The sequence below is a fragment of the Streptomyces sp. NPDC058683 genome (assembly GCF_042716195.1).
Taxonomy (GTDB): domain Bacteria; phylum Actinomycetota; class Actinomycetes; order Streptomycetales; family Streptomycetaceae; genus Streptomyces.
In genome coordinates this window covers 1-26,703 of the sequence record NZ_JBHXSK010000075.1, presented here as the reverse complement: position 1 = coordinate 26,703, position 26,703 = coordinate 1, and the positions used below count along the sequence as shown (strand labels likewise).

The following is a 26,703-nucleotide window of genomic DNA, read 5'->3' as shown; positions in this document are numbered from 1 at the left end:
AGACGGAATATTCCGCAGCGAAACAAACCGATAGGATCGCCCCATGCGCCGTTCGAAAATCGTCTGCACTCTCGGCCCCGCGGTCGACACCCACGAGATGCTCGTCGCCATGATCGAGGCCGGCATGAACGTGGCCCGCTTCAATTTCAGCCATGGCTCGCACGCCGAGCACCAGGGACGCTACGACCGCGTCCGGGCCGCCTCCAAGGAGACCGGCCGGGCCATCGGAGTCCTCGCCGACCTGCAGGGCCCGAAGATCCGTCTGGCGACCTTCGCCGAGGGCCCGGTCGAGCTGGAGCGCGGTGACGAGTTCGTCATCACGACCGAGGACGTCCCGGGCGACAAGCACATCTGCGGTACGACCTACAAGGGCCTGCCGGGCGATGTCTCGCGCGGCGACCAGATCCTCATCAACGACGGCAACGTCGAGCTGAAGGTCCTGGACGTCGAGGGCGCGCGGGTGAAGACGATCGTCATCGAGGGCGGTGTCGTCTCCGACCACAAGGGCATCAACCTGCCCGGCACGGCCGTCAACGTGCCCGCGCTGAGCGACAAGGACATCGAGGACCTGCGGTTCGCGCTGCGCATGGGCTGCGACCTGGTCGCCCTGTCCTTCGTCCGGGACGCCAAGGACGTCAACGACGTCCACCGGATCATGGACGAGGAGGGCCGCCGGGTCCCCGTCATCGCCAAGGTGGAGAAGCCGCAGGCGGTGCAGAACATGGAGGACGTCGTGATGGCGTTCGACGGTGTGATGGTCGCCCGTGGTGACCTCGCCGTCGAGTACCCGCTGGAGCGGGTCCCCATGGTGCAGAAGCGCCTGATCGAGCTGTGCCGGCGCAACGCCAAGCCGGTGATCGTGGCGACCCAGATGATGGAGTCGATGATCACCAACTCCCGGCCGACCCGCGCCGAGGCCTCCGACGTGGCCAACGCGATCCTGGACGGCGCGGACGCGGTCATGCTGTCCGCCGAGTCCAGCGTGGGCGCGTACCCGGTGGAGACCGTCAAGACGATGTCGAAGATCGTCTCGGCCGCCGAGCAGGAGCTGCTGAGCAAGGGCCTGCAGCCGCTCGTCCCGGGCAAGAAGCCGCGCACCCAGGGCGGTTCGGTCGCCCGTGCCGCGTGCGAGATCGCCGACTTCCTCGGCGGCCGCGGCCTGGTCGCCTTCACCCAGTCCGGCGACACGGCGCGCCGCCTCTCCCGCTACCGCGCCCAGCAGCCGATCATCGCCTTCACCACCGACGAGAACACCCGCAACCAGCTCACCCTCAGCTGGGGCGTGGAGTCGCACGTGGTGCCGTTCGTGAACACCACGGACGAGATGGTCGACATGGTCGACCAGGAGCTCGCCAAGATCAACCGCTTCAACCCGGGCGACACGGTCATCATCACGGCCGGTTCTCCCCCCGGCGTCTCCGGCACCACCAACATGCTCCGCGTCCACCACATCGGCGGCATCAACAAGTGACGCACCCGTAAAGGGCCTTGCACGACACTGAGGGCGCTCCCTGTGACAGGGGGGCGCCCTCAGTGGTCTGTCAGCAACGTCAGCCGACGGAACCCCACTGCGCGGGGAAGTCCGGCGGCCAGGGCTTGGAGGTGTCGTACAGGGCCTCACGGTCGCCCATGCCACCGCTGCCCGAAGGGTGCGGACAGCACTGTGGCCCGGTGCCCGCGTGAGGCGGACGACCGGGCCACAGCTCTGTGCGCGGCTCCCGGACGGGTCTGTGGTGGCGCTCAGCCGGTTCCGTCGGTGGTGTAGACGTGCATCCCGGGGATGTGCAGGGTGCCGCCGAACTGGGCAGCCTGGACGACCTTCACGTTGGTGAAGTAGATCAGCGGGATGTTCAGCGGCGGCGGGTTGTCCGGGTCGAACGTGATCGGGATCAGGCCGAACAGGTTGCCCGAGATCGACTCCGTGTACATCGTGGTGTCGCCGCCGGTGATGGTGGACTTCGAACCGGACGCGGCCTGCACGTGGTAGGTCTTGCCGATGTCCGTGTCCTTGACCGTCTGGTGCAGGTCGCCGATGTCGGTGCCGCCGGAGATGACGTACTTCAGCACCTTCTTCGTCTTTCCGCTGGCCGTCTTCACCTCCACGACACCCTGGTAGTCGGCGCTCTTCAGCAGCAGCGAGCTGGCACTCAGGTACCAGGGGTCGTCCGCCACCGCCACCTTGTTGTCGACACCGCTCACGTCGTCGGTGGCGACCTCGCAGTCGTCGGCCGACGTGCTGGAGCTCGCGGACGGGCTCGGCGAGGCGGTGGCGGACGCGGTGGCGTCGCCGGCCGCCTCGGTGGCTTCCTTGGTGACCTCGTCGGCCGCCTTGGTCGCCGTGTCGGTGGTGTCCTTCACGGTGTCCGTGACCTTCTTGACGGTCTCGGACACGGTGTCGGAGTCGCTGTCCTTGCCCGACGAGGACGCCGAGTCGGAGGACGACGAGTCGGCGGACGCGGAAGCCGACGGCGAGGGGGTGGTGCTCGCGGTGGAGTCCGACGAGGACGAACTCGTCGTGCTGCCGCCGCTGAGGATGCCGGTGATGGCGTCCCCGATGGAGTCCAGCAGGCCGCCGCCGCTGCTCGCGGAGGCCGACGGCGACGGGGTGGCCGTGGCGTCGGAGCCGGACGAACCCGAGGAGGAGCCCGAATCGTCCGACGACGAGGACGACTTGGACGCGGACGGCGTCGGCGTGGCCGTGTCGTCGGAACCTGAATCCGACGAGGACGACTTGCCCGAGTCCTTGCCCGAGTCCGACGACGAGTCCTTGGCGTCGTCCGACGCCGAGGGGGACGGCGTGGCCGAGTCCGTGGCCTTGTCGCTCGCGCTCGCCGAGGCGGAGGGCGAGGCGGAGTCCAGGGCGGTGACGCAGTCCTTGTAGTCCTCGGCAAGGCTCTTCGACGACGACGCCGTGTTGTTGGTGTCGGCGATCGCGAGCGTCGACGTGAACCCCATGCCCATGATCACGGCCGTCGGCATCGCCACGGAGGCTATCGCCTTGCCGGCCGGCATGTGGAACCTGGTGAACAGCGGCTTCTTGGGTGCCGCGTGGCGCGGCCCGGTTCTCACACGGGACTCGTCCACCTCAGTCCCGTGGGTCACCTCGTCAGCCGGCACTGTGCCTCCCGTTCGCCCCGTTCAGCGGGCTCGTTCCTGACAGGTCATTCGCCTCGCCCACGCCGTCCGAGCCCTTGAAGAGGCTGCCCTCGCCCGGGGTGTGGTCCCCGGCCGGGGGAACGTCGCCCTCCGGCTGCGGCGTACCCGGCGCCCAGGCGACCTCCGACTGCGGCGGGGCACCCGGTGCCCAGGCCACGGCCATCGCTCCGCCGATGAGGGCGAAGAGGAAGCCCATGACAAAGCCACCGAAGTTGGACACGGGAAGGGACACCAGCGCCAGCAGGATCGCGGCGACTCCCGCGAACGTGCGGATGTGCTTCTGGTACCAGACGCTGATGCCCAGGACGACGAGCAGCACGCCGATGATCAGGGACCCGGCACCCGCGGTGGTCGCCATCGCGATCGTGAGATGACCGACCTGGAGATGCGCGTACGGGAAGTACATGATCGGAAGGCCGGCAAGCAGTATGTACAGGCCGGCCCAGAACGGCCGCGTGCCCCGCCAGGAGCGGAACTGCAGCCTCCGGCGGCTGAACTGGCCGGGTGCGGCAGGAGTCTCGGCGCTCATGGAAAACAGCTCCCTGGTGCGGCGTTGCTGTGGTGGTGTTGCCGTGTTCGGGCGGTGATGTTGCGTTGCACCGCGTGTGAAGACCGTGGGCGGAAGGTGGACGGGCGGGGGTGCCTTCGGCTCCCCCGCCCCTCACGGAGTGCTTAGTAGCACTCCTCACCCTTCGTCGAGATCGCCATGTGCAGATTGCTCAGCTTGAAGGTTCCGGCAGTGGTGGCCCACGCCGTCTGCTCCACGCCGGTCAGCGAGGCGTGGTCCGCCTCCTGCGCGAACCCGTACGGGTTCGCCTGCTTGTTGGCGACCTCGCCCGACTTGATGCCCGGACCCTTGGTCGAGCTTCCCGCGGCGACACCGATGTTGATGTTGGTGAACGTCGCGTCGGCGCTCAGGTCATCGAGGTCGATGTAGAGCTTGGTGGCCTCGACCGGCTTCTTCGGGTCGGTGCCCGCCCGCAGGATGAGGCTGACGTTGCCGAAGATCGGGACGTTCGGGGTGACGACCGACTGGCACAGGTTGGTGATCTCCGCGCTGTTGAACGCCGAGACCGCCACCGGGTGGATCGTCTTTTCACCGGAGAGGGTGTACCCCGAGTCGATGGCACCGTACTGAACGAAGCCGTCGCCTTCCAGCGAGGCGGCCTTGACCTTGAACTGCTGGCCGGACACGCTGAACGACGCGGCGAGAGCGCCCTGCGCGAGGGCGACACCTATACACGCCGTGGCGGCCACGCTGGGCACCATGACCACAGCGAACCGCTTCCATCTGGTCCCGCCACGCACCTGGGACTCCATATTTCCTCCTTCTCGGACGTACATCTCCTGGCCCGGAATCGCCCCCAACGGCGGCTCGGCCGGGCAGGGATGGGAGAAGTGCTACGTCCTCGGAAGGGGAGCGCCCGCGCTCGGAGGCGCGAACCGCACCTCGATCACCGGCGATCACCCCCGAGCGACAACCACTGGTCGCGCCTGACACGCATCACGCACAACCCTGCTGGACAGGCTCCGCCTGGCGGCGAAGACCCCCCTGCCCAAGAGCCGGCGTCACTGCCGCCGACTCTGCTCGGTGGGGACCCAGATGAGCCCGTGGACCCGACTGGTTGTCGGGGTACGGCAATGGACCGAGCGTCGCCGATCGTGGTGCATTCTCGCCGCCCGCACAAGGGGCTTCGTTACTGGGTAGTAACGGCCGGATAACCGAAGGAAGACCCACCGGTCTCGGAGAGCAACGCAGGGTGGCATCCAGGGGCAGAACAAAACTGTTGATCCCTGGACGGAATCAGACAGATCAACGCCCCTGATTTACTGCGAGTAACAGCGGCCGCGATTACCAAGATTTGGTAAAGAGCGGCCGCTGTGACCCCGCGTCGGCAAATCTTTCACTCCGGCATCACAGGACGTGACGTTTAGCGACTGGTCAGAACTGTGTTCAGACCGTGATTCAGAACAGCGCCCGCGCCAGCGCCCGGCGCGCCCCCACAACCCTGGGGTCGTCGGTGCCGACGACCTCGAAGAGCTCAAGGAGCCGCCGCCGTACGGCGTCCCGGTCGTCCCCGGCCGTCCGCTGCACGGTCGCGATCAACCGTCCGAAGGCGTCCTCGACATGGCCGCCCACCAGATCCAGGTCGGCGGCCGCGATCTGCGCCTCGGCGTCGGCCGGCTTCCCGGCCGCCTCCTCGCGCACCCGCTGCGGGTCCATCCCCTGCACGCGCTTGAGCAACTCGGCCTGCGCGAGTCCCAGTTTGGCCTCGCTGTTGGCCGGGTCGTCGCTCAGCACGTTCTGGTACGCCTGGATCGCACCGCCCAGGTCACCCGCGTCCAGCGCCTGGACGGCGGCTTCGAGAAGCGCGTCGTGCGGACCGGCCGGCATCTCGGGCCCGGCCACCGGGGCGGCGCCCGGCTGCGCGTCGGGGTCGACGGCCAGGCCGGTCAGCCCGAAGCGCTCCTCGGCGACCTGGATCAACTGGTCGAGGGTGCCCCGGATCTGGTCCTCGCCGGCGGCGCCCTGGAAGAGCGGCAGCGCCTGACCGGCGACCACCGCGAACACCGCCGGGATCCCCTGGATCCCGAACTGCTGCATCAGCATCTGGTTGGCGTCGACGTCGATCTTGGCCAGCAGGAAGCGGCCGTTGTACTCGACGGCGAGCCGCTCCAGGACCGGGCTCAGCTGCTTGCAGGGCTGACACCACTCGGCCCAGAAGTCGATGACGACGGGGACTTCGGCGGACCGTTGCAGGACATCGCGCTCGAAGCCGGCTTCGTCGACGTCGATGACCAGATCGGCCGGGGCGACGGCGCCGGCACCACCCTGCCGGGCCGCTTCGGCGCGCGCCTGCTCGGCCTTGGTCTTGGCCTCCTGGGCCGCTTTGACCGCGGCGAGGTCGACGACGCCGCTCATGGACATGTTCCGTGGCTGCATGCGTCTATCCTCCCCCGTTCCCGCGCGTGTGTGAAAAGCGTTGTGAAAGCCGGCCGAACAAACGTCCGGCAAAGGCGCCGGGTCCCCACCCCACGCCGTGGTCGTCGCCCGTGCGGTCACCCACGAGCTTTCGCTACGACCCGTAGCGTAATACCTCGGGGACCCCGCGCGACACCCCACTCCGGTGATCTCCCTCACGACGTCACATGAACCGCCGGTTATGGTCGTGGGATGCAGAGCCGCACCCCCGCCAGCCGTACCGGGCGCCCGCGCAGCGCCGAAGCGGACGCCGCGATCCTGGAAGCGACGCGGCAGGCGCTGGTGGAACTGGGCTGGTCCAAGCTCACCCTGGGAGACGTCGCGACGCGGGCCGGGGTTGCAAAGACGACCCTCTACCGTCGCTGGGCCGGCAAGAACGAACTCGTCGTCGACGCGGTCGCGGAACTGTTCGACGAACTCGAACTCCCCGACCGGGGCAGCCTCGCCGACGACATCGAGGGCGTGGTGCTCCAGTTCGCGGCGATCCTGGACCGCCCGGAGGCGAAGAGCGGGCTGATGGCGGCGGTGGCCGAGTCGACCCGGGACGAGGCGCTGCGGGAACGTATCCGCGCCTCCATCGTGGACCGCCAGAAGCGGCTGGTCCTGGAGGGCCGGGAGCGTGCGCAGCAGCGCGGCGAACTCCCCGCTCAGCCCGACCCGTGCGAGGCGGACCGCACCGCGGAGCTGATCTTCGACCTCGTGGCTGGTTCGGTGGTGCACCGCGCCCTGGTGAGCGGCAAACCGGCGGACGAGGAGTGGGTGCACGGCCTGACCCGGATCCTGCTGCTGGGCCTGGCCGGCGCGGCGGACGACGCCAGGACGTGACCACGGCCCCCCACCGCGAAGTCGGCGTCGAGCGCTTTCAGCGGACGACGACGGTGCCGTCGCCCCTTTCCACGACATGCCCTTGGAGGACACGGTCCTGGTCACGGGCCCAGTCCAGGTAGACGCGCTCCGTCGGCGTGCCCGCGGTGACCGTGGCACCGGCCTTGTCGGCCAGCATGACCATCACGGGCAGCAGGCCGTCCATCAGCTCGATCATCTCCGGGTGCCCCGTCCTGCCCCGCCTGCGCAGAGCGGCGGTGACGAACTCGCCGTAGAGCCGGGTGTCCATCTGGACCCAGTCGCCGGTGACGTCGTGGAGTCCGCTGGGTACCTTGAGGATCCGCGAGCTGAGCGCGTCGACACCGCCCATGAAGAGCTGGCCGACGGCGAGCGCCGGTTCCCAGACGTCGTCGTCGGTCTCGGTGACCGTGAATATGTAGCTCATCACGGTCACCGTACGCGGACGCCGATGTTCCCTCCGGAACCCCGCCGCCCGCGACCGGTCAGAACCCCGCCGGCTCCGTGTACACCCCCCACTCGTCCCGCAGCACCCCGCAGATCTCGCCCAGGGTCGCCTCGGCGCGTACCGCGTCGAGCATCGGCCCGATCATGTTGGTCCCGGAGCGGGCGGCGGCGAGCATCGCGTCCAGGGCGGTGCGCACCGCGCCCTCGTCGCGTGCGGCCCGCCGTTCTCCCAGCACCCGCACCTGCTCCCGCTCCACCTCGTGCGAGACCCGCAGGATCTCCAGGTCCCCGGTGACGGAACCCGTGTGCACGTTGACGCCGACGACCCGCTTGTCGCCCTTCTCCAGCGACCGCTGGTACTGGAAGGCGGACTCGGCGATCTCCCCGGTGAACCAGCCGTCCTCGATGCCCCGCAGGATCCCGGAGGTGACCGGGCCGATCGGGTGCCGTCCGTCCGGACGGGCGCGCAGCCCGCGCTCCTTGATCTGGTCGAAGATCTTCTCGGCGTCGGCCTCGATCCGGTCGGTCAGCTGCTCGACGTACCAGGAACCGCCCAGCGGGTCCGCGACGTTCGCGACCCCGGTCTCCTCCATGAGCACCTGCTGGGTGCGCAGCGCGATCTCGGCGGCCTGCTCGCTGGGCAGCGCGAGGGTCTCGTCGAGCGCGTTGGTGTGCAGCGAGTTGGTCCCGCCGAGTACGGCCGCGAGCGCCTCCACGGCCGTCCGCACCACGTTGTTGTACGGCTGCTGGGCGGTCAGCGAGACGCCCGCGGTCTGGGTGTGGAAGCGCAGCCACTGCGACTTCTCCGACCGGGACCCGTACACGTCCCGCATCCACCGCGCCCAGATCCGGCGCGCGGCACGGAACTTGGCGATCTCCTCGAAGAAGTCGACGTGCGCGTCGAAGAAGAACGAGAGTCCGGGCGCGAAGACGTCGACGTCCAGGCCGCGGCTGAGCCCCAGCTCCACGTATCCGAAGCCGTCCGCGAGGGTGTACGCCAGCTCCTGGGCGGCCGTCGCGCCGGCCTCGCGGATGTGGTACCCGGAGACGGACAGCGGCTTGTACGCGGGGATGCCCGCCGCGCAGTACTCCATCAGGTCGCCGATGAGCCGCAGATGGGGCTCGGGCTGGAAGAGCCACTCCTTCTGGGCGATGTACTCCTTGAAGATGTCGGTCTGGAGCGTGCCGTTGAGGACCGACGGGTCGACGCCCTGCCGTTCGGCGGCGACGAGGTACATGCAGAAGACCGGGACCGCCGGACCGCTGATCGTCATCGACGTCGTGACGTCGCCCAGCGGGATGTCCTTGAAGAGGACCTCCATGTCGGCGGCGGAGTCGATGGCCACCCCGCAGTGCCCGACCTCGCCGAGCGAGCGCCGGTCGTCGGAGTCGCGGCCCATGAGGGTCGGCATGTCGAAGGCCACGGACAGACCCCCGCCGCCGTTGGCGAGGATCATCTTGTACCGCTCGTTGGTCTGCTCGGCGTTGCCGAACCCGGCGAACTGGCGGATGGTCCAGGTCCGCCCCCGGTAGCCGGTCGGGTACAGCCCGCGCGTGAAGGGGTACTCCCCCGGCCAGCCGATCCGCTCGAATCCCTCGTAGGTGTCCCCTGGGCGGGGCCCGTACACCGGCTCCACGGGATCCCCGGAGAGCGTGGTGAAGTCCGCGTCCCGCTTGCGGGCCGCGTCGTAGCGGGCCTGCCAGCGTAGGCGGCCCTCCGTGATGGCGTCAGCGTCCATACCCTCGAATTTACTAGGACGTCCTAGTAAATGTCGATGGGGAACCGCCGTACGGGTGTCCGTACGGCGGTGGGATCAGACCTTCGCCGGCACCGGGGTGCCCTCGGTGATCCGGTCGTCGAGCTCGCGGGTGACCTTGCGCTCCACGAAGAACGCGGCGGTCGGGATGGTTCCGGCGAGCAGCACCCACAGCTGCTTGCCGACCGGCCACTTCGCCTTGGAGCCCAGGTCGAAGGCGAAGACCAGGTAGACGACGTAGAGCCAGCCGTGCGCGATGGCGACGACCCGCGTGACGTCGGCCGCACCGTCGATGTCCAGCCCGTACTTGGCGATCATGCTCAGGCACAGCAGCACCAGCAGCACACCGGTGACATAGGCCAGGACGCGGTAGCGGGTCAGCACGCTCTTTTTCATGGGGACGAGCGTAACCACCCGTTCCGGGAGATCTTGTCCCGGGTCGGCCCTCGCGGCGGGGCGGGTCAGTCCTCGTCGAAGTCGTGCGCCGAGACCCGCAGCGGACGCAGCATCGCGAAGATCTCCGCGCACTCCTCGGAGTCGTACACCCCGAGCCCGAAGTCCATCGCCATCAGGTCCCGGGTGGCCGCCTCGACGACCTCGCGGCCCTTCTCGGTGATCGTGGCGAGCGTGCCGCGCCCGTCGTTGGGGTTGGGCCGCTTGTCCACCAGACCGGACCTCACCAGCCGGTCGACGGTGTTCGTCACGGACGTCGGGTGCACCATCAGACGCTCACCGATCTTCGACATCGGCAGCTCACCGGCCTTGGAGAAGGTGAGCAGCACCAGCGCCTCGTAGCGCGCGAACGTCAGCCCGTACGGCTTGACCACCGCGTCGACCTCGGCCAGCAGGATCTGCTGGGCCCGCATGATCGACGTGATCGCGGCCATCGACGGGACGTTTCCCCAGCGCTGCTGCCAGAGGTCGTCGGCACGGGCGATGGGGTCGAAGGGGAGACTGAGAGGCTTCGGCACGCCACCGACCCTACCGGCCGGTCATATACCGGTCAGCCGTGTCTCGGCTTTCGGTCACCTCCGCCACGCCGACGACGGCACGTCCGGCAGGGCGCGCCCAGGTGGCCGCACACACCGGCGGCACACCGGCCCCTACGACACCGGCCGCGACGTCCGCCGGGCCGCCGCCGCGAGACCGCAGCAGCAGACCACCCCCGCCGCCCCGGCGCCCGCCACGGCCGCCCGCACCCCCACGGCCTCCGCCGCCAGCCCCGCCAGCGTCATGCCGACGCCCTGCAGGGTCATGAGCCCGGCACTGAGCACGGTCATGGCCCGGCCGCGCAGCTCCTCGGGCACCGCCCGCACGAACCACTGGTCCAGGCCCAGCGTGTACGCCGATCCTGCCCCCGCCGTCAGCAGGAGCAGCAGCGAGAGGGCCAGGGACGGGTGCAGGAGGTAGCCCAGGTACGGCAGCAGGGTGAGGCAGACCAGCGGGAGGGCGATCCGCTCCCGGGCGGCCGGGCCGAGCCGGGCGCCGGCGTACAGCTCCCCGGCGACCGTGCCGACCGGCAGCGCGCACATCAGCAGGCCGAGCCCCGGGGATCCGGTGCCGAGCGCGTCGGCGTAGGGGGCGGCGAGCGCCTCGGGGACGACGCCGAACATCGCCGGGATCCAGAAGAGGAGGAGCAGGAGGCGGATGCGGCGGTCGGCGAGCAGCTGTCGGGTGCCGCCGCGCTCCCGGACCCGGGTGCGGGCGGGGCGGCGCCGGGTGCCGAGGCGCAGCAGCGCGGCCGAGGCGAGGAAGGTGCCGACGGTGATCAGCAGGGCGTGCCGCGGGGCGAGGACGGCGAGGAGCAGCCCGCCGAGGCCGTAGCCGACCAGCAGGGCGCTCTGCGCGACGATCCGCAGCAAGGAGCGGCCGAGCACGAACAGGTCGCCGCCGCCGAGGATGTCGGAGAGGGTCGCCATCCGGGTGCCGGCGAAGACCGGCGAGACGACGGCGAGCGCGCAGCGCAGCCCGAGCAGTACCCCGATGCCGGTTCCGGGGACCGCCATCACGGCGACGCACCCCGCACACACCAGGTCGCACACCACCAGCACCCGACGGGCCGGGAACCGGTCGCCGACCGGGGCCAGCAGGGTGCCGCCGACCAGGTAGGGCAGGAAGCCCAGCGCGAAGGTCAGCGCGCTGAGCAGCGGCGATCCCGTGAGGTCGTACACCAGCACGGACAGCGCGATCTCGCTGACGATCACGCCGAGCATGGACAGGACGTGGGCGGCGAAGACGGCACGGAACTCGGGCACGGCGAGGACCCGGCCGTAGCCGACGGGTCGCTCCAGGGCAGGCGCGGACATGGACGGCAGCGTGCCCGAGCCGCGGCTCGCCGCTTAGAGTTTCGGCACCAGCCGAATCTTCCGCTCCTTCGCCCGGGACCCCGCCATGCCCTCCCACCTCCACTTCGACGAGGACGACTTCCTCCGGTGCCGGTTCGCCGTGTCGCCGCTGTGGGAGACCCAGGAGGCGGTGCGCACCCTGCGGCGGCCGGACCGGCACGGCTATCACGCGCCCTGGCTGCGGCGGATCAGGGCGGCGGCCGCCGCCCTCGACCTGGCCCCGCTGTGGCTGCTGATGCCCCGGCGCGGTCACTCGCCCGACTGGCTGGTGCCGCCGCCGACCGGTCCGGCCGCCTCCTTCGAGGAGGAACTCGCGGCCCTGCGGGCGGTGGACCCGGAGACCGCCCGGGCGGACACCGCGCGCTCGCTCGCGGACACGCCGGGCGCGCTGGAGTCGGCGACCGGCCGGGCCTGGCTGGCCGATCCGACGCGCATGGTCCGGGAGCTGACGGACGCGCTGGAGGCGGCCTGGCAGGTCCTGGTGGCCCCGGACTGGCCCCGGCTGCGCGCCCTGCTGGAGGCGGACATCGCCTTCCACTCCCGGCGGCTCGCGGAGGTCGGCCTGGGCGGGCTGCTGCCGGAGATCCACCGGCGGTGCGGCTGGCGGTCCGGGACGCTGACCGTGGCCTCGCCCGGCGCGTACGAGCGGCGCCTCGGCGGGCAGGGCCTGGTGCTGATGCCGAGCGTGTTCACCTGGCCGGACGTGGTCAGCACCTTCGACCCGCCGGCCCGGCCCACGCTGGTCTACCCGGCCCGGGGCATCGGCGGCCTGTGGACCGACCCGGCCGAGGCCACGCCCGGCGCCCTGGTACGGCTGCTGGGCCGGGGCCGCGCCACGGTCCTGACCGCCCTGACCGAACCGGCCGCCACCACCGCCCTCGCCCACCGGCTGCGCCTGGCCCCGTCCTCGGTCTCCGCACACCTGTCGGCGCTGCGCGACGCGGGCCTGCTGACCTCACGCCGCTACGGCCACCAGGTGCTGTACGAGCGGACCCCGCTGGGCATCGCACTGGCGTCGGGGGCGCCGGGCGGCTGACTCCTGCCGCTGCTCGTCCGGCGCCGAACCGGGCGAGGCAGCGACGGCCGGGGAGGCCGTCGCGTTGCTGGTCCGGCATCTGCCGCCCGAGTTGCGGCGGGTCTAGCGACGGCCGACACGGCGCAGGTGGTGCCGGACCGCGCGCTGGGCCACCGGACCGAGGTCGTCCAGCGCGGCCACCAGTGCGCCGAGTTGTTCGAGCGCGTCCAGGGCCGCGTGGGCGCCGGACGCGTCGACGCCCTCGTAGAGCTCGATGCCCACGAAGGACACGGCGACCGCGCGGGCGAGCCCGGCCGGGTCGGCGAACTCGCCGAACGGCGTCGCCGCGAGGACCCGGACCAGCACCTTCTCGATCTCGGCGATCCACAGCTCAAGGCCGGCCGCGGTGGCGGGGCGGAGCGCCTCCTGGGTCTGGGCGCCGGCCAGCAGCTGTCCGAGCAGGGCGACATGGCCGCCCGCGCGCTCCTCCTCGTGGATCTGCCGCCCCACGGCGAGAAGTTCGGAGAGCGAGCCGACCGCGGCCAGGCGGGGACGGAACCGGTCGACGGCCTGCCCCGCGCCGTACCGGCAGGCGGCCGCGAGGAGCTCGTCCACAGAGCCGAAGTGGTAGAAGACAAGCGCCTGGTTGACCCCGGCGGCCGCGGCCACCGTACGGGCCGAGGTCTTGGCGATCCCCTGCTCGGTGAGCGTCCGCAGCGCGCCCTCCAGCAGCTTGTTCTTCGTCTCCAGCGACTTGGCGGTCTCCGGGCTCACGCGCGTGGCTCCTCACGGACCGGCCGCAGCCCCGGCCGGACCCCGCAGCGGCGGACATCGGTGTACGACGCCTCGAAGGAGCCCTGGTAGCCAAAGAGCGGACCGAAGTACCGGTTCACGACCCGCACCCGGATACGGAAGCGGCCGGTCCGGTCGTCGAAGGACTCGCGCACCTCGGCGGTGGCACCCGCGAGCTCGGGGACGCGGACGTCCACCGGGCCCTCCCTGAACCGGTGTTCACCCGAGCGGATGAGCAGGGAGCCGTCGGGCTCGGCACGGAGGTGCAGCTCGCTGGCGAGGTGCTGGTGGGTGCCGAGGTAGTCGAGGATGCGGTCGCCCTTGGGGCTGAGCACCATCTGGGCGTCGAAGCGGCGGGCACGGCCGGGCAGGTCGAAGGTGCGCACGAAGGTCACCGTCTCACGGCCGTAGGTGTCGGCGTAGGGCACGTTCTCGATCACGAACGGAACGTTCCGGCCCGCCTTCGGGACCAGGATGTGACGGGTGGCGCCCAGCGCCAGGAACGGCCTCACGAACGCCGGCCCGTGCCAGATCCGTTCCATCACACCCCGGCCGGTGCAGGCCTCACCGCTCGCCAGGCCGACCGAGAAGCGCCGCTGGAGCTGCGGGTGCAGCCGGTCGAAGCCGGCCCCCAGCACGGTACGGAACATGGAGGTCACGACTGCCTCCCCAGGGTGCCCAGGACCCGGGGTGCGGTCACCCGGGTCGGCGGGGTGCGCAGGCAGCGGCGGGCGGCCGGGGTGGTGGCGAGCGGAGGCGCGAAGAGGGCCAGCGAGAGGGCGACCACAAGGAGGAGCGGGACCAGGAAGGCGACGGCGGGCGAGAGGGCGTCGAGGACCGGCCCCTGGCTCAGGCCGGCGGCACAGCCGACGGCCGTCAGCGCGCGGGCCGTCATCTCGGCCAGCCAGTTCCACCGCGCCCGCTCCGGAGTGATCCCGCGCTCCAGCCACAGCCGCAGCCGGTCGAAGGACCAGGCGGTCGCCCACCCCATCAGCGGGCGGAGGACGAACCGGTCGGCGAGCGCGCCGAGGCCGCCCCAGCGGGGCCGGTAGTCGTAGCCGGTGAGGAAACGGACGCCGTCGGAGACCGGGACGTAGCGCCAGTAGCCGCTGCCCTCGGCGAGCAGCGACAGCGGGTGCGGGGAGGCGAAGCGCAGGGCGGAGGTGCGGGTGCCGTCGGGGCGCTCCTTCTCCCCCGCCGAGATCCCGGTGCCGGCGACCGTGAGGAACGGCAGCACCCGGGTGGCGTAACGGAAGTGCTGCGGCTCGCCCGGCACGCGCGGGAGGTAGTCGATCTCGGTGAACCTGAGGTCCCAGCGCTGGTGCTGGGCCGGGTCCTGGGTCCGTGCCCACAGTTCGTCGAGGTCGGCGCGGATGTGCGCCTCTATGTAGAGCCCCATTGGTGTCGTACCCCCGTCACCTGGTTCTTCGAGTGCTTTTTGAGCAACCGCTCAAACCCTTCGGCGACGACGGTACCCGCTTTTGAGCGATCGCTCAATCACAGGGCGGAAGAAAACCCCGGCCCTGAAGGACCGGGGTTGTGACGTTCGACTGCGGCTGTCGACTACTCGGCGAGGTACCGCTCGACCGTCTCCACCTTGCTGGTGAGGCCGTCGGTGACACTGGGGCGGATGTCCGCCTTGAGGACCAGGGAGACGCGCGGGGCGCGCTCCTCGACGGCGGCGACGGCACGCCTGACGACGTCCATGACCTCGTCCCACTCGCCCTCGATCGAGGTGAACATGGCGTCGGTGCGGTTGGGCAGCCCGGACTCGCGGACCACCCGGACGGCGTCGGCGACGTACTCCCCGACGTCCTCGCCGACACCCAGCGGCGTCACGGAAAAGGCGACGATCATGCCTTCACGGCCCCTTCCTGGCGGGCGCGGGCCGCGATGACCGCGTCCTCGGCCTCGCGGCGCAGCTTGCGCTCGGCGAAGAAGCCGCCGGTCGGCAGGACGGAGAGGACGAAGTAGAAGGCGGCGGTCCCCAGCGGCCACTTGGCGCGGTTCCAGGCGTCGGCCCAGAAGATCACGTACAGGATGAACAGGACACCGTGGATCGCGCCCATCACGGGCACCGCGTTGAAGTCCGTGGTCCGCTTCAGCACCGAGCAGACGAGGAGGATCAGGAAGGAGACGGCCTCCGGGGCGGAGACCAGGCGGAGGCGGCGGAGGGCGGTGGCGGTCTTGATGTCCACAAGTCACCTTCGGTGGGAGAGACGTCCACTCTTTGTGAACGCAAGCACAAACGTTCACCCATTGTGGCAAAGGAGCCTCGCGGTCCCCGCGCGGGGGTGGGAGCCGTGGTCGCGGTCGTGGGCCCCCTAAGGGTCGGATCCGGGACGAGGTCCACCCCTGGGACCTGTTGGTGGCGTCGGCCTGCGGCTACCTTCGCAGCGTGGCGATGTTCCGACTCCAGGGCAGCAAGGTGCTCGCCGTCGAAATGACCGGGGACGCCGTGAAGGCGAAGAACGGCTCGATGGTCGCGTACGACGGGCAGATGGCGTTCAAGAAACTGAGCGGCGGCGGTGAGGGGATACGGGGGATGGTGACCCGGCGGCTCACCGGCGAGCAGATGACGGTGATGGAGGTGAAGGGGCACGGGACGTGCTGGTTCGCGGACCGGGCGTCCGAGATCAACCTGGTCGGCCTCCAGGGCGACAAGCTGTACGTCGAGTCGAGCAACCTGCTCGCGACCGACGCCGGCCTGCGCACCGGCACGACCTTCACGGGCCTGCGCGGCGCATCCCAGGGCAACGGTCTGTTCACGACCACGGTCGAGGGCCACGGCCAGGCGGCGATCACGTCGGACGGGCCGGCGGTGGTGCTCCGGGTGAGCGCGCAGTATCCGCTGACCGTCGACCCGGGCGCGTACATCGCCCACCAGGGCAACCTCCGCCAGTCCTTCCAGTCAGGTGTGACATTCCGCACGCTCCTCGGAGAGGGCGGCGGCGAGGCCTTCCAGATCCGGTTCGAGGGGGACGGCTTGGTGTACGTACAGCCGAGCGAGCGGAACACGATCGCGGGGGATGCGTGAGATGGCCCTGCGCGAGGTGAACTCCAAGATGGTCGAGGCGACCGTCATGCCCGGTCAGCGGCTCTACAGCCAGCGCGGGGCGATGCTCGCCTACAAGGGCGAGGTGTCCTTCACACCCAACATCCAGGGCGGCCAGGGCGGGCTGATGTCGATGCTCGGCCGCCGGGTCGCGGGCGAGGCCACCCCGCTGATGACCGTCGAGGGCAGCGGCACGGTGTTCTTCGGGCACGGCGGCCATCACGTCCAGGTCATCACCCTCACCGGCGACACCCTCTACGTCGAGGCGGACCGGCTGCTCGCCTTCGAGGGCACGCTCCAGCAGGGCACGATGTTCATGGGCTCCCAGGGCGGCGTGATGGGCATGGTGCGCGGCCAGGTCACCGGCCAGGGCCTGTTCACGACCACCCTCAAGGGCCAGGGCGCGGTCGCCGTGATGGCCCACGGCGGGGTGTTCGAGATCCCGATCACCCCGCAGCGCCCGGTCCATGTCGACCCGCAGGCCTATGTCGCCCACCACGGCGACGTCCGCAACAAGCTGTCGACCGCGCTCGGCTGGCGGGACATGGTGGGCCGCGGCTCCGGTGAGGCGTTCCAGCTGGAGCTCAGCGGAAACGGCACGGTGTACGTCCAGGCGTCGGAGGAGAAGCTGTGAGCTCATACGGTGCCGCCGGACCGGTCGTCCACGACCCCATGACCCTCCCCGTCGACGACAACGTCAACAAGTACACCTTCTGCGTGGAGCTCAAGGGCGGCCAGTGGTTCCTGCAGAAGGGGAAGATGATCGCCTACTACGGCTCGATCGACTTCAACGGCGTCGGACACGGGCGTCTGGACCGCCTCGTCCGCACTTCCTTCCATTCGCCTCTGCACGCGAGCGACTGGGTGGTGGCGGAGGGCTCGGGCAAGATGCTCCTCGCCGACCGGGCCTTCGACGTCAATTCGTACGACCTGGAGGATGGCAACCTGACCATTCGCTCCGGCAACCTGCTCGCTTTTCAGCCAAGTCTCGCGCTCAAACAGTCGATCGTGCCGGGTTTTCTGACCCTTATCGGAACCGGAAAGTTTGTGGCCGCATCCAACGGTCCGGTGGTGTTCATGGAACCCCCGATCCGGGTGGACCCGCAGGCGCTCGTGGGATGGGCCGACTGCCCCTCCCCGTGCCACCACTACGACCACGGTTACATGACAGGCGTCATGGGCGGTCTACGTGCGATGACGGGCCTGGGCGGGGCCTCCGGAGAGGAGCACCAGTTCGAGTTCGTGGGGGCCGGTACGGTGCTCCTCCAGTCCACCGAGACGCTCATGGCGGAGCAGGCCACGGGAGCGGTTCCACAGGAGCCCGGAGTACCCGGCGGGAGCGGGCCTTTCACAGGTCATTCACAGCAATCGGGCACACCGCGCCTTCCCGGACAGCTGGGGGACCTGCAACGTCGCTTCGGGCTGTGAGCGGTAGTCTGCGGAGTGTGACATCGAACGCGTGCGCGCAGTCACACCACCCTCACTAGTTCGCCTTTCAACTTTTTAGGTAGACTTCATACATGGAGACCGAGACGGCCACGCGCTGGCTGACCGATGCGGAGCAGTGCGCCTGGCGCACCCACCTGGAGGTCAACAGGCTGTTGACGTACCAGCTCGAAAAGGATCTGCAACCGTTCGGCCTGACAATGAACGACTACGAGATCCTGGTGAATCTGTCCGAGTCCGAGGACTACCGGCTGCGGATGAGCGACCTCGCGGCCGCGACGCTCCAGTCCAAGAGCCGGCTCTCGCACCAGATCACCCGTATGGAGAACGCGAACCTGGTCCGGCGCGAGAACTGCGAGTCCGACCGCCGCGGGCTGTTCGCCGTCCTCACCGAGCACGGTATGGAGACGATGAAGAAGGTGGCGCCACATCATGTCGCCTCCGTGCGACGGCACTTCATCGACCTGCTGTCGCCGGAGGCACTCATAGAGCTGGACAAGGGCCTCAAGCCGATCGCCGAACACCTGCGGGGGCAGCGCGGGCGCCCGTGACGACGAACGGCAGCTGAAGGCGGCGGACGGGGGTTCAGGTCCCGTCCGCCGCTTGCTGTGTGTGGGGCGGGGGGATCACTTACCGGCGCCGGCAGCGCCCCGTCAGGGGCGCTGGGGGCACCCCCGGCCGAAGGCTGGGGGAGGAACTGCGCGACCAGCCCCCACCGGCCCGCAGCCGGGGGACGGCCCGCGCGTCTACGGCGGCTAGCCTTCCGTCAGGCCCGCCACCAGCTCGTCCGCCGCGCGGTACGGGTCCAGCTCGCCGGCCACGATGCGGTCCGCGAGTGCGTCGACGTGCCGGTCTCCGTGGAGGTCGCCGATGCGTGCGCGCAGCGCCGTCACCGCGATGGTCTCGACCTCGCGGGCGGCGCGGGCCAGTCGGCGTTCCGCCAGGACGCCCCGCTCCTCCATCCACGCTCGGTGCTTCTCCAGGGCCTCGACCAGCTCGTCGATGCCCTCCGCGCGCGCGGCGACCGTCTTGACGATCGGGGGGCGCCAGTCGCCGGGGCCCCGGGACTCGCCCAGGCCCAGCATGTGGTTCAGCTCGCGGGCGGTGGCGTCCGCACCGTCCCGGTCGGCCTTGTTGACCACGTACACATCGCCGATCTCCAGGATTCCGGCCTTCGCCGCCTGGATGCCGTCGCCCATCCCCGGGGCCAGCAGGACGACGGACGTGTCCGCCTGGGAGGCGATCTCCACCTCCGACTGGCCCACGCCGACCGTCTCGACGATGATCACGTCGCAGCCCGCCGCGTCCAGGACGCGGATGGCCTGCGGGGCCGCCCAGGCGAGGCCGCCGAGGTGGCCCCGGGTGGCCATCGAGCGGATGTAGACGCCCGGGTCCGAGGCGTGGTCGGACATGCGGACGCGGTCGCCCAGCAGCGCGCCTCCGGAGAAGGGCGAGGACGGGTCGACGGCCAGCACCCCGACACGTTTGCCCTGTTTGCGATACGCGGTCACCAGGGCCGAGGTGGAGGTCGACTTGCCGACCCCCGGGGAGCCCGTCAGGCCGACCACATACGCATTGCCGGTCAACGGCGCGAGCGCCGCCATGACCTCCCTGAGCTGTGGGGACGCCCCCTCCACCAGGGAGATCAGCCGGGCCACCGCACGCGGTCGGCCCTCCCTGGCCTGGGCCACCAGTGAGGAGACGTCCTGCATCACAGCTCCGTTCGCTTCCGTTCGCTCAGAGAAACCGAGAAACGCACTCAGGCCTTCGGTACCCGCACGATCAGCGCGTCACCCTGGCCGCCGCCACCGCACAGCGCCGCCGCGCCGACCCCGCCGCCGCGCCGCTTGAGCTCCAGGGCCAAGTGCAGGACGAGACGGGCGCCGGACATGCCGATGGGGTGGCCCAGGGCGATGGCACCGCCGTTGACGTTCACCGTTTCGGTGGACACCCCGAGGTCCTTCATTGACTGCACGGCGACCGCGGCGAAGGCCTCGTTGATCTCGATGAGGTCCAGGTCGCCGACCTCCAGGCCCTCCTTCTTCAGGGCGTGCTGGATGGCGTTGGACGGCTGGGACTGGAGGGAGTTGTCCGGTCCCGCCACATTGCCGTGCGCGCCGATCTCCGCCAGCCACTCCAGGCCCAGCTCCTCGGCCTTGGCCTTGCTCATCACGACCACGGCCGCCGCACCGTCCGAGATCTGCGAGGAGGAGCCGGCCGTGATCGTGCCGTCCCGGGTGAAGGCGGGCCGCAGCCTGCCCAGCGACTCGGCCGTGGTGTCGCCGCGGATACCCTCGTCCTTGCTGAAGACGACCGGCTCGCCCTTGCGCTGCGGGATCTCGACCGGGGTGATCTCGGCCTCGAAGACGCCGTTCTTCTGCGCGGCGGCGGCCCGCTGGTGGGACAGGGCGGCCACCGCGTCCTGCTCCTCGCGCCCGAGGCCGAGGCGGGTGTTGTGCTTCTCGGTCGACTCGCCCATGGGGATGTTCTCCCAGGCGTCGGTCAGGCCGTCGTACGCCATCGCGTCGAGCATCTCGATCGCGCCGTACTTGAAGCCCTCGCGGGACTTCGGGAGCAGGTGCGGGGCGTTGGTCATGGACTCCTGACCGCCCGCGACCACGATGTCGAACTCGCCGGCGCGGATCAGCTGGTCGGCCAGGGCGATGGCGTCGAGGCCGGAGAGGCAGACCTTGTTGATGGTGAGCGCCGGGACGCTCATCGGGATGCCGGCCTTCACGGCGGCCTGGCGGGCCGGGATCTGGCCCGCGCCGGCCTGGAGCACCTGCCCCATGATCACGTACTGCACCTGGTCGCCCCCGATCCCCGCACGGTCGAGGGCGGCCTTGATCGCGAAGCCGCCGAGGTCGGCCCCGGAGAAGGACTTCAGCGAGCCCAGCAGTCGTCCCATGGGCGTACGCGCGCCCGCGACGATCACTGAGGTGGTTCCAGCGGTTCCAGAAGTCATGAGCTGCGAATCCCCTTACCGGCTGCACTGCCGAGGAGTGAACGAGGGTTTACTTCGAATGTATTGCGTGGCACTCCGTGCCGTCATCGGGCCGTCAGTGTGATCGCTGGCACGTTGCGTAACCATCGTTGTGGCGCTGCACTGAATCCATGCTGACGCGAATCGACCACATCGGGATCGCCTGCCACGACCTCGACGCGACCGTCGAGTTCTACCGGGCCACGTACGGCTTCGAGGTGTTCCACACCGAGGTCAACGAGGAACAGGGCGTCCGGGAGGCCATGCTCAAGATCAACGAGACGTCCGACGGAGGTGCCTCCTACCTGCAGCTTCTGGAGCCGACCAGGGAGGACTCGGCGGTCGGCAAGTGGCTCGCGAAGAACGGCGAGGGGGTGCATCACATCGCCTTCGGTACGGCGGATGTGGACGGTGACGCCGCGGACATCCGTTCCAAGGGCGTACGCGTTCTGTACGAGGAGCCACGGATCGGCTCCATGGGGTCGCGGATCACCTTCCTGCACCCGAAGGATTGCCACGGAGTACTGACAGAACTGGTCACTTCGGCGGCTGTTGAGTCACCTGAGCACTGACCCTCGTACATATGGGCCGGTAGGGTTGGGGGCGGTCGTCCCTTCGCACGTTCGCAGGGCCGGGGCGGCCGCATGCCGGGGTCCGGGTTTCGGGGGACGAGCGTCGGGGCAGCAGCCCGTGCTCCGCCGTTGATCTGACACCATTCCCCGGGGGCCCCGTTCGGCGGATGGACGGAGCTCGTTCGGAGAAGGTTGCGACCAGGGGACGGATGGGACCGCGCAGTGCGGGGCTACGAGAGCCAGGAGCGAGAGCCGGCGGCTGACGTCGACCACCTCTCTCGGTTCGAGGCCGAGATGAAACGGCTGAAGACCGAGCGGGAAAAGGCGATCCAGCATGCCGAGGACCTCGGCTACCAGGTCGAGGTGCTGCGCGCCAAGCTGCACGAGGCGCGGCGCACCATCATGTCCCGGCCCGCGTTCGACGGCGGTGACATCGGCTATCACGCCGAGCAGCTGCTGCGGAACGCACAGGTGCAGGCCGACCAGATCCGCCAGGAGGCGGAGCGGGTGGCCGCGGAGGCCCGGGCGCAGACCCAGCGCATCCTCCAGGAGCATGCCGAGCAAGCGGGGCGGCTCCAGGCCGAGCTGCACCAGGAGGCGGTGACCCGCCGCCAGCAGCTGGACCAGGAGCTGGCAGAGCGCCGGCAGACCGTCGAGTCGCACGTCAACGAAAACGTGGCGTGGGCCGAGCAGCTGCGGGCCCGGACCGAGTCCCAGGCCCGGCGGCTCCTCGACGAGTCGCGGGCGGAGGCCGAGCAGGCCATGGCCGCCGCCCGTGCGGAGGCCGAGCGGCTGACCGGCGAGGCCCGGCAGCGGCTGACCAGCGACACCGAGTCGGCCCGCGGCGAGGCCGAGCAGATCCTGCTGCGCGCCCGCCGGGACGCCGAGCGGCTGCTGAACGCCGCGTCCACGCAGGCCCAGGAGGCCACCGACCACGCCGAGCAGCTGCGCAGCTCCACAGCGACGGAGTCGGACACGGCCCGCCGGCAGGCCGGTGAGCTGAGCCGGGCCGCCGAGCAGCGCATCGCGGAGGCCGAGGATGCGCTGCGCAAGGCGCAGTCCGAGGCCGAGAAGCTGGTCGCCGAGGCCGAGGCCAACGCGGCGAAGGCGCTCTCCAGCGCCGAGGCCACCAACCAGCAGCGCACCCAGACGGCCAAGGAGCAGGTCGCCCGGCTGGTCAGCGAGGCCACCAAGGAGGCGGAGGCCACCAAGGCGAGCGCCGAGCAGGTCGTCGCGGACGCCAAGGCCGAGGCCGAGAAGATCACCGCCGAGGCTTCCGAGAAGGCCCGCAGCCTCACCGCGGAGGAGAGCGCCTCCCAGCTGGCGAAGGCGGCCAAGACCGCCGAGGACGTCCTGAACAGGGCGTCCGAGGAGGCCAGGCAGACCACCAAGGCCGCCGCCGAGGAGGCCGAGCGGATCCGCACCGAGGCGGAGACCGAGGCGGACCGGCTGCGCGCCGAGGCGCACGACATCGCCGAGCAGCTCAAGGGCACGGCGAAGGACGACACCAAGGAGTACCGCGCCAAGACGGTCGAGCTGCAGGAGGAGGCCCGCCGGCTGCGCGGCGAGGCCGAGCATCTGCGTTCCGACGCGGTCGCCGAGGGCGAGTCGATCCGCGCCGAGGCCCGGCGCGAGGCCGTGCAGCAGATCGAGGAGGGGGCCAGGTCCGCCGAGGAGCTGCTCGCCAAGGCCAAGGCCGACGCGGACGAGCTGCGGCAGACGGCCACCACGGACAGCGAGAAGGTCCGCACCGAAGCCATCGAGCGCGCCACCACGCTGCGCCGGCAGGCCGAGGAGACCCTGGAGCGCACCCGCCAGGAGGCCGACCGGCACCGCACCGAGGTCCTGGAGCAGTCCGAGGGGCTCAAGGCGGACGCCGAGCGGGCCGCGGCCGAGCTGCGCGAGGAGACCGAGCGGGGCGTGGAGGCCCGGCGCGCGGAGGCCGCCGAGGAGCTGACCCGGCTGCACACCGAGGCCGAGGAGCGGTTCGCCAACGCCGAGCAGTCGCTCACCGAGGCCCGTGAGGAGGCCGGCCGGATCCGCCGGGAGGCCGGCGAGGAGACCGACCGGCTGCGCTCCGAGGCCGCCGAACGCATCCGCACGCTCCAGCAGCAGGCCGAGAACGAGGCCGAGCGGCTGCGCGACGAGGCCGCCGGCGACGCGTCCGCGTCCCGCGCGGAGGGCGAGTCCATCGCCGTACGGCTGCGGTCCGAGGCCGCGGCCGAGGCCGAGCGGCTCAAGCAGGAGGCCCAGGACACCGCCGACCGGGTCCGCGCCGAGGCGCAGGCGGCGGCCGAGCGGCTGTCCACCGAGGCGTCCGAGACGCTGGCCGCCGCCCAGGAGGAGGCCACCCGGCGGCGCCGGGAGGCCGAGGACCTGCTCGGCTCCGCCCGCCAGGAGGCCGACCAGGAGCGCGAGCGGGCCCGCGAGCAGAGCGAGGACCTGCTGGCTCAGGCGCGCAACCGCGTCGAGGAGGCACAGGCCGAGGCCGTACGGCTGGTCGAGGAGGCCGACCGGCGGGCCACCGAGATGGTGTCCGCCGCCGAGCAGCATGCCCAGCAGGTGCGTGACTCGGTCTCGGGGCTGCACGAGCAGGCGCAGGAGGAGATCGCCGGGCTGCGTTCGGCCGCCGAGCATGTGGCGGACCGCACCCGCCGGGAGGCCGAGGAGGAGTCGGACCGGGTCCGCGCGGACGCGTATTCCGAGCGGGAGCGGGCCAGCGAGGACGCGACCCGGATCCGCCGCGAGGCCGCGGAGGCGTCCGAGGCGGCGAAGGCGCTGGCCGAGCGGACCGTGACCGACGCCATGGCGGAGTCGGAGCGGCTGCGTTCGGAGGCGTCCGCGCACGCCCAGCGGGTGCGCACCGAGTCCTCCGACACCGTCGCGCAGGCCGAGCAGGACGCCTCGCGCGCGCGTGCCGAGGCCCGGGAGGACGCCAACCGCATGCGCTCGGACGCGGCGACTCAGGCGGACACCCTCATCACCGAGGCCCGCAACGAGGCCGAGCGGCTGCAGAACGAGACCATCGCCGAGGCCGACCGCGTCCGCGCGGACGCCATCACCAAGGCGGAGAAGCTGATCGCGGACGCCTCCGGGGACGCGGAGCGGCTGCGGGCCGAGGCCGCGGAGACGGTCGGCTCCGCCCAGCTGCACGCCGAGCGGACCCGCAGCGACGCCGAGCGGCTCAAGGCGGACGCGGAGGCGGAGGCCGAGCGCATGGTCAACGCCGCCCGCGAGGAGGCCGACCGCACCCTCGACGACGCCCGCAGTGACGCCAACAAACGGCGTCAGGACGTGGCCGAGCAGGTCGACACCCTCATCAACGAGACGACCGCCGAGGCCGACAAGCTGCTCACCGAGGCCCAGCAGCAGGCCCACAAGACCACCGCGGACGCCGAGGCGCAGGCCGACAGCATGGTCGGCGCGTCCCGCAAGGAGGCCGACCGGCTGGTGTCCGAGGCCACGGTCGAGGGCAACACGCTGGTGGAGAGGGCCCGTACGGACGCGGACGAGCTGCTCGTCGGCGCCCGCCGGGACGCCACCGCCATAAGGGAGCGGGCGGAGGAGCTGCGCGACCGCATCACCAGCGAGATCGAGGGGCTGCACGAGCGGGCCCGCCGCGAGGCCGCCGAGACCATGAAGTCCACCGGCGACCGCTGTGACGCGCTCATCAGGGCCGCCGAGGAGCAGCTCGCCAAGGCCCAGGCCAAGGCCAAGGACCTGGTCTCGGAGGCCAACTCCGAGGCCGGCAAGGTCCGCATCGCCGCCGTCAAGAAGGCCGAGGGGCTGCTCAAGGAGGCCGAGCAGAAGAAGGCCACGCTCGTCCGGGAGGCCGAGGAGCTCAAGGCCGAGGCGATCCGCGAGGCCCGGGCCACGGTCGACGCCGGCAAGCGCGAACTGGAGATCCTGGAGCGCCGCCGCGAGAACATCAACGGCGAGATCTCCCGTGTCCAGGACGTCCTGGAGGCGTTGGAATCCTTCGAGACCCCGTCGTCCAACAAGGACGGCGGAGTCAAGGCAGGCAGTACGGTGGGTGCCCCTCGATCGGGTGGCAAGTCGTCAGAAGGCTAGAGGCCAGTGCCCGTTCTGTAGTGTTCTAGGGCTTTTGACCAAACCTTTGACAGAGGCTTTGGCAAGCGTTCTCACAGCTAGCCACCCAAAAGGGGTGTCATTCTCCAGATCAAACACGTATCCGCTCGATGACACACCGCTTCGGCCCCTAGGATTCCACCTATCACCTCACCGGTCTCACTCGACAGGAACCCCATGAGCGACACTTCCCCCTACGGCTTCGAGCTTGTGCGGCGTGGGTACGACCGCGCTCAGGTGGACGAACGCATCTCCAAGCTCGTCTCCGACCGTGACAGCGCTCTCGCCCGCATCACCGCTCTGGAAAAGCGCATCGAGGAGCTCCACCTCGAGACGCAGAACGCCCAGGCTCAGGTCACCGACGCAGAGCCGTCGTACGCCGGTCTCGGCGCGCGTGTCGAGAAGATCCTCCGCCTCGCCGAGGAGGAGGCGAAGGACCTGCGCGAGGAGGCCCGCCGGGCGGCCGAGCAGCACCGCGAGCTCGCCGAGTCGGCGGCCCAGCAGGTACGCAACGACGCAGAATCGTTCGCTGCGGAGCGCAAGTCCAAGGCCGAGGACGAGGGCGTCCGGATCGTCGAGAAGGCCAAGAGCGACGCCTCGCAGCTGCGTTCCGAGGCCCAGAAGGACGCGCAGTCCAAGCGTGAGGAAGCGGACGCGCTCTTCGAGGAGACCCGCGCGAAGGCCGCGCAGGCCGCCGCCGACTTCGAGACGAACCTCGCCAAGCGGCGTGAGCAGTCCGAGCGTGACCTGGCCTCGCGGCAGCAGAAGGCCGAGAAGCGCCTCGCCGAGATCGAGCACCGCGCGGAGCAGCTGCGCCTCGAGGCGGAGAAGCTGCGCACCGACGCGGAGCGCCGGGCGCGTCAGACCGTCGAGACGGCCCAGCGCCAGGCCGAGGACATCGTCGCCGACGCGAACGCCAAGGCCGACCGGATCCGCTCGGAATCCGAGCGGGAGCTGGCCGCGCTGACCAACCGCCGCGACAGCATCAACGCCCAGCTGACCAACGTCCGCGAGATGCTGGCCACGCTGACCGGTGCGGCGGTCGCCGCCGCGAGCTCTCCGGCGGAGGACGAGCCGATCTCCCGCGGGGTTCCGGCTCAGCAGTCCCGGTAAGCGCGGACTGGTAACAAGCGACGTCAAAGGCCCGCATCCCCTTCAGGGGGTGCGGACCTTTGTCGTGCGAGTACGGGTGAGATGTGGTTGGTCGCGCAGTTCCCCGC

General features: G+C 70.6%; 26 protein-coding genes. 10 read left to right on the top strand and 16 right to left on the bottom strand.

Features of this window, described 5'->3' with window-relative positions:
• Positions 1-43: 43 nt before the first annotated feature.
• Positions 44-1,471 (top strand): pyruvate kinase, encoded by a 1,428-nt coding sequence (pyk, locus tag ACFWXC_RS48355; protein WP_384489847.1) that lies wholly within the window; start codon positions 44-46, stop codon positions 1,469-1,471.
• 269 nt (positions 1,472-1,740) lie between these two features.
• Here the strand turns inward: pyk and ACFWXC_RS48350 are convergent, their stop codons facing one another.
• From ACFWXC_RS48350 to ACFWXC_RS48335, 4 genes are all read right to left on the bottom strand, one after another.
• Positions 1,741-3,117 carry a hypothetical protein gene (locus tag ACFWXC_RS48350; RefSeq protein ID WP_384489845.1) on the bottom strand — a complete coding sequence of 459 codons (1,377 nt, stop codon included), beginning with the start codon at positions 3,115-3,117 and terminating at the stop codon, positions 1,741-1,743.
• A complete protein-coding gene (locus tag ACFWXC_RS48345) occupies positions 3,107-3,685 on the bottom strand; it encodes a DUF6114 domain-containing protein (RefSeq protein ID WP_384489843.1) in 579 nt (192 codons plus the stop codon). Before ACFWXC_RS48345 ends, ACFWXC_RS48350 begins: the two co-directional genes overlap by 11 nt.
• A gap of 143 nt (positions 3,686-3,828) precedes the next feature.
• Complete coding sequence (locus ACFWXC_RS48340) at positions 3,829-4,476, bottom strand: DUF6230 family protein (RefSeq protein ID WP_384489841.1); 648 nt, start codon at positions 4,474-4,476, stop codon at positions 3,829-3,831.
• Between the two features lie 646 nt (positions 4,477-5,122).
• On the bottom strand, positions 5,123-6,100 hold the full coding sequence (locus ACFWXC_RS48335) for a tetratricopeptide repeat protein (RefSeq protein ID WP_384489839.1): 978 nt from the start codon (positions 6,098-6,100) through the stop codon (positions 5,123-5,125).
• Between the two features lie 231 nt (positions 6,101-6,331).
• Between ACFWXC_RS48335 and ACFWXC_RS48330 the strand changes: the two genes are divergently transcribed.
• The gene (locus ACFWXC_RS48330) at positions 6,332-6,964 is read left to right on the top strand and encodes a TetR/AcrR family transcriptional regulator (protein ID WP_384489837.1); all 633 of its coding nucleotides are present in this window, start codon (positions 6,332-6,334) and stop codon (positions 6,962-6,964) included.
• 37 nt (positions 6,965-7,001) lie between these two features.
• Here ACFWXC_RS48330 and ACFWXC_RS48325 read toward each other — a convergent pair whose 3' ends face one another.
• The 5 genes from ACFWXC_RS48325 to ACFWXC_RS48305 all read right to left on the bottom strand — a co-directional run bounded on the left by ACFWXC_RS48325 (position 7,002) and on the right by ACFWXC_RS48305 (position 11,492).
• On the bottom strand, positions 7,002-7,409 hold the full coding sequence (locus tag ACFWXC_RS48325) for a DUF6086 family protein (protein WP_384489835.1): 408 nt from the start codon (positions 7,407-7,409) through the stop codon (positions 7,002-7,004).
• Positions 7,410-7,467: 58 nt separating this feature from the next.
• Positions 7,468-9,168, bottom strand: coding sequence for a methylmalonyl-CoA mutase (locus tag ACFWXC_RS48320; RefSeq protein ID WP_384489833.1), 1,701 nt, complete (start codon positions 9,166-9,168; stop codon positions 7,468-7,470).
• A 75-nt stretch (positions 9,169-9,243) separates the two neighbouring features.
• Entirely contained in the window at positions 9,244-9,582 is a 339-nt protein-coding gene (locus tag ACFWXC_RS48315; RefSeq protein WP_384489831.1) for a DUF3817 domain-containing protein, read from the bottom strand.
• A gap of 65 nt (positions 9,583-9,647) precedes the next feature.
• Positions 9,648-10,157, bottom strand: coding sequence for a MarR family winged helix-turn-helix transcriptional regulator (locus ACFWXC_RS48310; RefSeq protein WP_384489829.1), 510 nt, complete (start codon positions 10,155-10,157; stop codon positions 9,648-9,650).
• A 132-nt stretch (positions 10,158-10,289) separates the two neighbouring features.
• Positions 10,290-11,492, bottom strand: coding sequence for an MFS transporter (locus tag ACFWXC_RS48305; protein WP_384489827.1), 1,203 nt, complete (start codon positions 11,490-11,492; stop codon positions 10,290-10,292).
• An 85-nt stretch (positions 11,493-11,577) separates the two neighbouring features.
• On the opposite strand from ACFWXC_RS48305, the gene ACFWXC_RS48300 reads away from it, so the two are divergent.
• Positions 11,578-12,567: a DUF5937 family protein gene (locus tag ACFWXC_RS48300; RefSeq protein WP_384489825.1), complete on the top strand. Its 990-nt coding sequence runs from the start codon at positions 11,578-11,580 to the stop codon at positions 12,565-12,567.
• A 102-nt stretch (positions 12,568-12,669) separates the two neighbouring features.
• Here ACFWXC_RS48300 and ACFWXC_RS48295 read toward each other — a convergent pair whose 3' ends face one another.
• The 5 genes from ACFWXC_RS48295 to ACFWXC_RS48275 all read right to left on the bottom strand — a co-directional run bounded on the left by ACFWXC_RS48295 (position 12,670) and on the right by ACFWXC_RS48275 (position 15,536).
• The gene (locus tag ACFWXC_RS48295) at positions 12,670-13,320 is read right to left on the bottom strand and encodes a TetR/AcrR family transcriptional regulator (protein WP_384489823.1); all 651 of its coding nucleotides are present in this window, start codon (positions 13,318-13,320) and stop codon (positions 12,670-12,672) included.
• Positions 13,317-13,997: a DUF4166 domain-containing protein gene (locus tag ACFWXC_RS48290; protein ID WP_384489821.1), complete on the bottom strand. Its 681-nt coding sequence runs from the start codon at positions 13,995-13,997 to the stop codon at positions 13,317-13,319. The genes ACFWXC_RS48295 and ACFWXC_RS48290 overlap by 4 nt, the downstream gene beginning before the upstream one ends.
• The gene (locus tag ACFWXC_RS48285) at positions 13,994-14,737 is read right to left on the bottom strand and encodes a hypothetical protein (RefSeq protein ID WP_384489819.1); all 744 of its coding nucleotides are present in this window, start codon (positions 14,735-14,737) and stop codon (positions 13,994-13,996) included. Before ACFWXC_RS48285 ends, ACFWXC_RS48290 begins: the two co-directional genes overlap by 4 nt.
• Before the next feature lie 164 nt (positions 14,738-14,901).
• Positions 14,902-15,195, bottom strand: a complete 294-nt coding sequence (locus ACFWXC_RS48280; RefSeq protein WP_384489817.1) for an MTH1187 family thiamine-binding protein — start codon at positions 15,193-15,195, stop codon at positions 14,902-14,904.
• Positions 15,192-15,536, bottom strand: a complete 345-nt coding sequence (locus tag ACFWXC_RS48275) for a DUF3817 domain-containing protein (RefSeq protein ID WP_384489815.1) — start codon at positions 15,534-15,536, stop codon at positions 15,192-15,194. Before ACFWXC_RS48275 ends, ACFWXC_RS48280 begins: the two co-directional genes overlap by 4 nt.
• Positions 15,537-15,742: 206 nt before the next feature.
• Between ACFWXC_RS48275 and ACFWXC_RS48270 the strand changes: the two genes are divergently transcribed.
• The 4 genes from ACFWXC_RS48270 (at position 15,743) to ACFWXC_RS48255 (ending at position 18,390) form a co-directional block, all read left to right on the top strand.
• Positions 15,743-16,375, top strand: a complete 633-nt coding sequence (locus tag ACFWXC_RS48270; protein ID WP_384489883.1) for an AIM24 family protein — start codon at positions 15,743-15,745, stop codon at positions 16,373-16,375.
• A gap of 1 nt (position 16,376) precedes the next feature.
• Positions 16,377-17,027 carry an AIM24 family protein gene (locus tag ACFWXC_RS48265; protein WP_362575621.1) on the top strand — a complete coding sequence of 217 codons (651 nt, stop codon included), beginning with the start codon at positions 16,377-16,379 and terminating at the stop codon, positions 17,025-17,027.
• The gene (locus ACFWXC_RS48260) at positions 17,024-17,821 is read left to right on the top strand and encodes an AIM24 family protein (RefSeq protein WP_384489813.1); all 798 of its coding nucleotides are present in this window, start codon (positions 17,024-17,026) and stop codon (positions 17,819-17,821) included. Before ACFWXC_RS48265 ends, ACFWXC_RS48260 begins: the two co-directional genes overlap by 4 nt.
• A 92-nt stretch (positions 17,822-17,913) precedes the next feature.
• A complete protein-coding gene (locus tag ACFWXC_RS48255; protein WP_351710553.1) occupies positions 17,914-18,390 on the top strand; it encodes a MarR family transcriptional regulator in 477 nt (158 codons plus the stop codon).
• A gap of 204 nt (positions 18,391-18,594) precedes the next feature.
• Here the strand turns inward: ACFWXC_RS48255 and meaB are convergent, their stop codons facing one another.
• Positions 18,595-19,551: a methylmalonyl Co-A mutase-associated GTPase MeaB gene (meaB, locus tag ACFWXC_RS48250; protein ID WP_351748493.1), complete on the bottom strand. Its 957-nt coding sequence runs from the start codon at positions 19,549-19,551 to the stop codon at positions 18,595-18,597.
• A 47-nt stretch (positions 19,552-19,598) separates the two neighbouring features.
• Positions 19,599-20,804 carry an acetyl-CoA C-acetyltransferase gene (locus tag ACFWXC_RS48245; protein ID WP_360477462.1) on the bottom strand — a complete coding sequence of 402 codons (1,206 nt, stop codon included), beginning with the start codon at positions 20,802-20,804 and terminating at the stop codon, positions 19,599-19,601.
• A gap of 149 nt (positions 20,805-20,953) precedes the next feature.
• On the opposite strand from ACFWXC_RS48245, the gene mce reads away from it, so the two are divergent.
• The 3 genes from mce (at position 20,954) to ACFWXC_RS48230 (ending at position 26,596) form a co-directional block, all read left to right on the top strand.
• Positions 20,954-21,394, top strand: a complete 441-nt coding sequence (gene mce, locus ACFWXC_RS48240) for a methylmalonyl-CoA epimerase (protein ID WP_093499037.1) — start codon at positions 20,954-20,956, stop codon at positions 21,392-21,394.
• Between the two features lie 222 nt (positions 21,395-21,616).
• Positions 21,617-25,465 carry a polarized growth protein Scy gene (gene scy / locus ACFWXC_RS48235; protein ID WP_384489809.1) on the top strand — a complete coding sequence of 1,283 codons (3,849 nt, stop codon included), beginning with the start codon at positions 21,617-21,619 and terminating at the stop codon, positions 25,463-25,465.
• A gap of 195 nt (positions 25,466-25,660) precedes the next feature.
• The gene (locus ACFWXC_RS48230; protein WP_365693128.1) at positions 25,661-26,596 is read left to right on the top strand and encodes a cellulose-binding protein; all 936 of its coding nucleotides are present in this window, start codon (positions 25,661-25,663) and stop codon (positions 26,594-26,596) included.
• Positions 26,597-26,703 lie beyond the last annotated feature (107 nt).

Bases quoted from the DNA above. Each gene is read 5' to 3' on its own strand.
- pyk (WP_384489847.1), top strand. From the start codon at position 44: ATGCGCCGTTCGAAAATCGTCTGCACTCTCGGCCCCGCGGTCGACACC.
- ACFWXC_RS48345 (WP_384489843.1), bottom strand. From the start codon at position 3,685: ATGAGCGCCGAGACTCCTGCCGCACCCGGCCAGTTCAGCCGCCGGAGG.
- ACFWXC_RS48340 (WP_384489841.1), bottom strand. From the start codon at position 4,476: ATGGAGTCCCAGGTGCGTGGCGGGACCAGATGGAAGCGGTTCGCTGTG.
- ACFWXC_RS48335 (WP_384489839.1), bottom strand. From the start codon at position 6,100: ATGCAGCCACGGAACATGTCCATGAGCGGCGTCGTCGACCTCGCCGCG.
- ACFWXC_RS48330 (WP_384489837.1), top strand. From the start codon at position 6,332: ATGCAGAGCCGCACCCCCGCCAGCCGTACCGGGCGCCCGCGCAGCGCC.
- ACFWXC_RS48325 (WP_384489835.1), bottom strand. From the start codon at position 7,409: ATGAGCTACATATTCACGGTCACCGAGACCGACGACGACGTCTGGGAA.
- ACFWXC_RS48320 (WP_384489833.1), bottom strand. From the start codon at position 9,168: ATGGACGCTGACGCCATCACGGAGGGCCGCCTACGCTGGCAGGCCCGC.
- ACFWXC_RS48315 (WP_384489831.1), bottom strand. From the start codon at position 9,582: ATGAAAAAGAGCGTGCTGACCCGCTACCGCGTCCTGGCCTATGTCACC.
- ACFWXC_RS48305 (WP_384489827.1), bottom strand. From the start codon at position 11,492: ATGTCCGCGCCTGCCCTGGAGCGACCCGTCGGCTACGGCCGGGTCCTC.
- ACFWXC_RS48300 (WP_384489825.1), top strand. From the start codon at position 11,578: ATGCCCTCCCACCTCCACTTCGACGAGGACGACTTCCTCCGGTGCCGG.
- ACFWXC_RS48285 (WP_384489819.1), bottom strand. From the start codon at position 14,737: ATGGGGCTCTACATAGAGGCGCACATCCGCGCCGACCTCGACGAACTG.
- ACFWXC_RS48280 (WP_384489817.1), bottom strand. From the start codon at position 15,195: ATGATCGTCGCCTTTTCCGTGACGCCGCTGGGTGTCGGCGAGGACGTC.
- ACFWXC_RS48270 (WP_384489883.1), top strand. From the start codon at position 15,743: ATGTTCCGACTCCAGGGCAGCAAGGTGCTCGCCGTCGAAATGACCGGG.
- ACFWXC_RS48265 (WP_362575621.1), top strand. From the start codon at position 16,377: ATGGCCCTGCGCGAGGTGAACTCCAAGATGGTCGAGGCGACCGTCATG.
- ACFWXC_RS48255 (WP_351710553.1), top strand. From the start codon at position 17,914: ATGGAGACCGAGACGGCCACGCGCTGGCTGACCGATGCGGAGCAGTGC.
- meaB (WP_351748493.1), bottom strand. From the start codon at position 19,551: ATGCAGGACGTCTCCTCACTGGTGGCCCAGGCCAGGGAGGGCCGACCG.
- ACFWXC_RS48245 (WP_360477462.1), bottom strand. From the start codon at position 20,804: ATGACTTCTGGAACCGCTGGAACCACCTCAGTGATCGTCGCGGGCGCG.
- mce (WP_093499037.1), top strand. From the start codon at position 20,954: ATGCTGACGCGAATCGACCACATCGGGATCGCCTGCCACGACCTCGAC.
- ACFWXC_RS48230 (WP_365693128.1), top strand. From the start codon at position 25,661: ATGAGCGACACTTCCCCCTACGGCTTCGAGCTTGTGCGGCGTGGGTAC.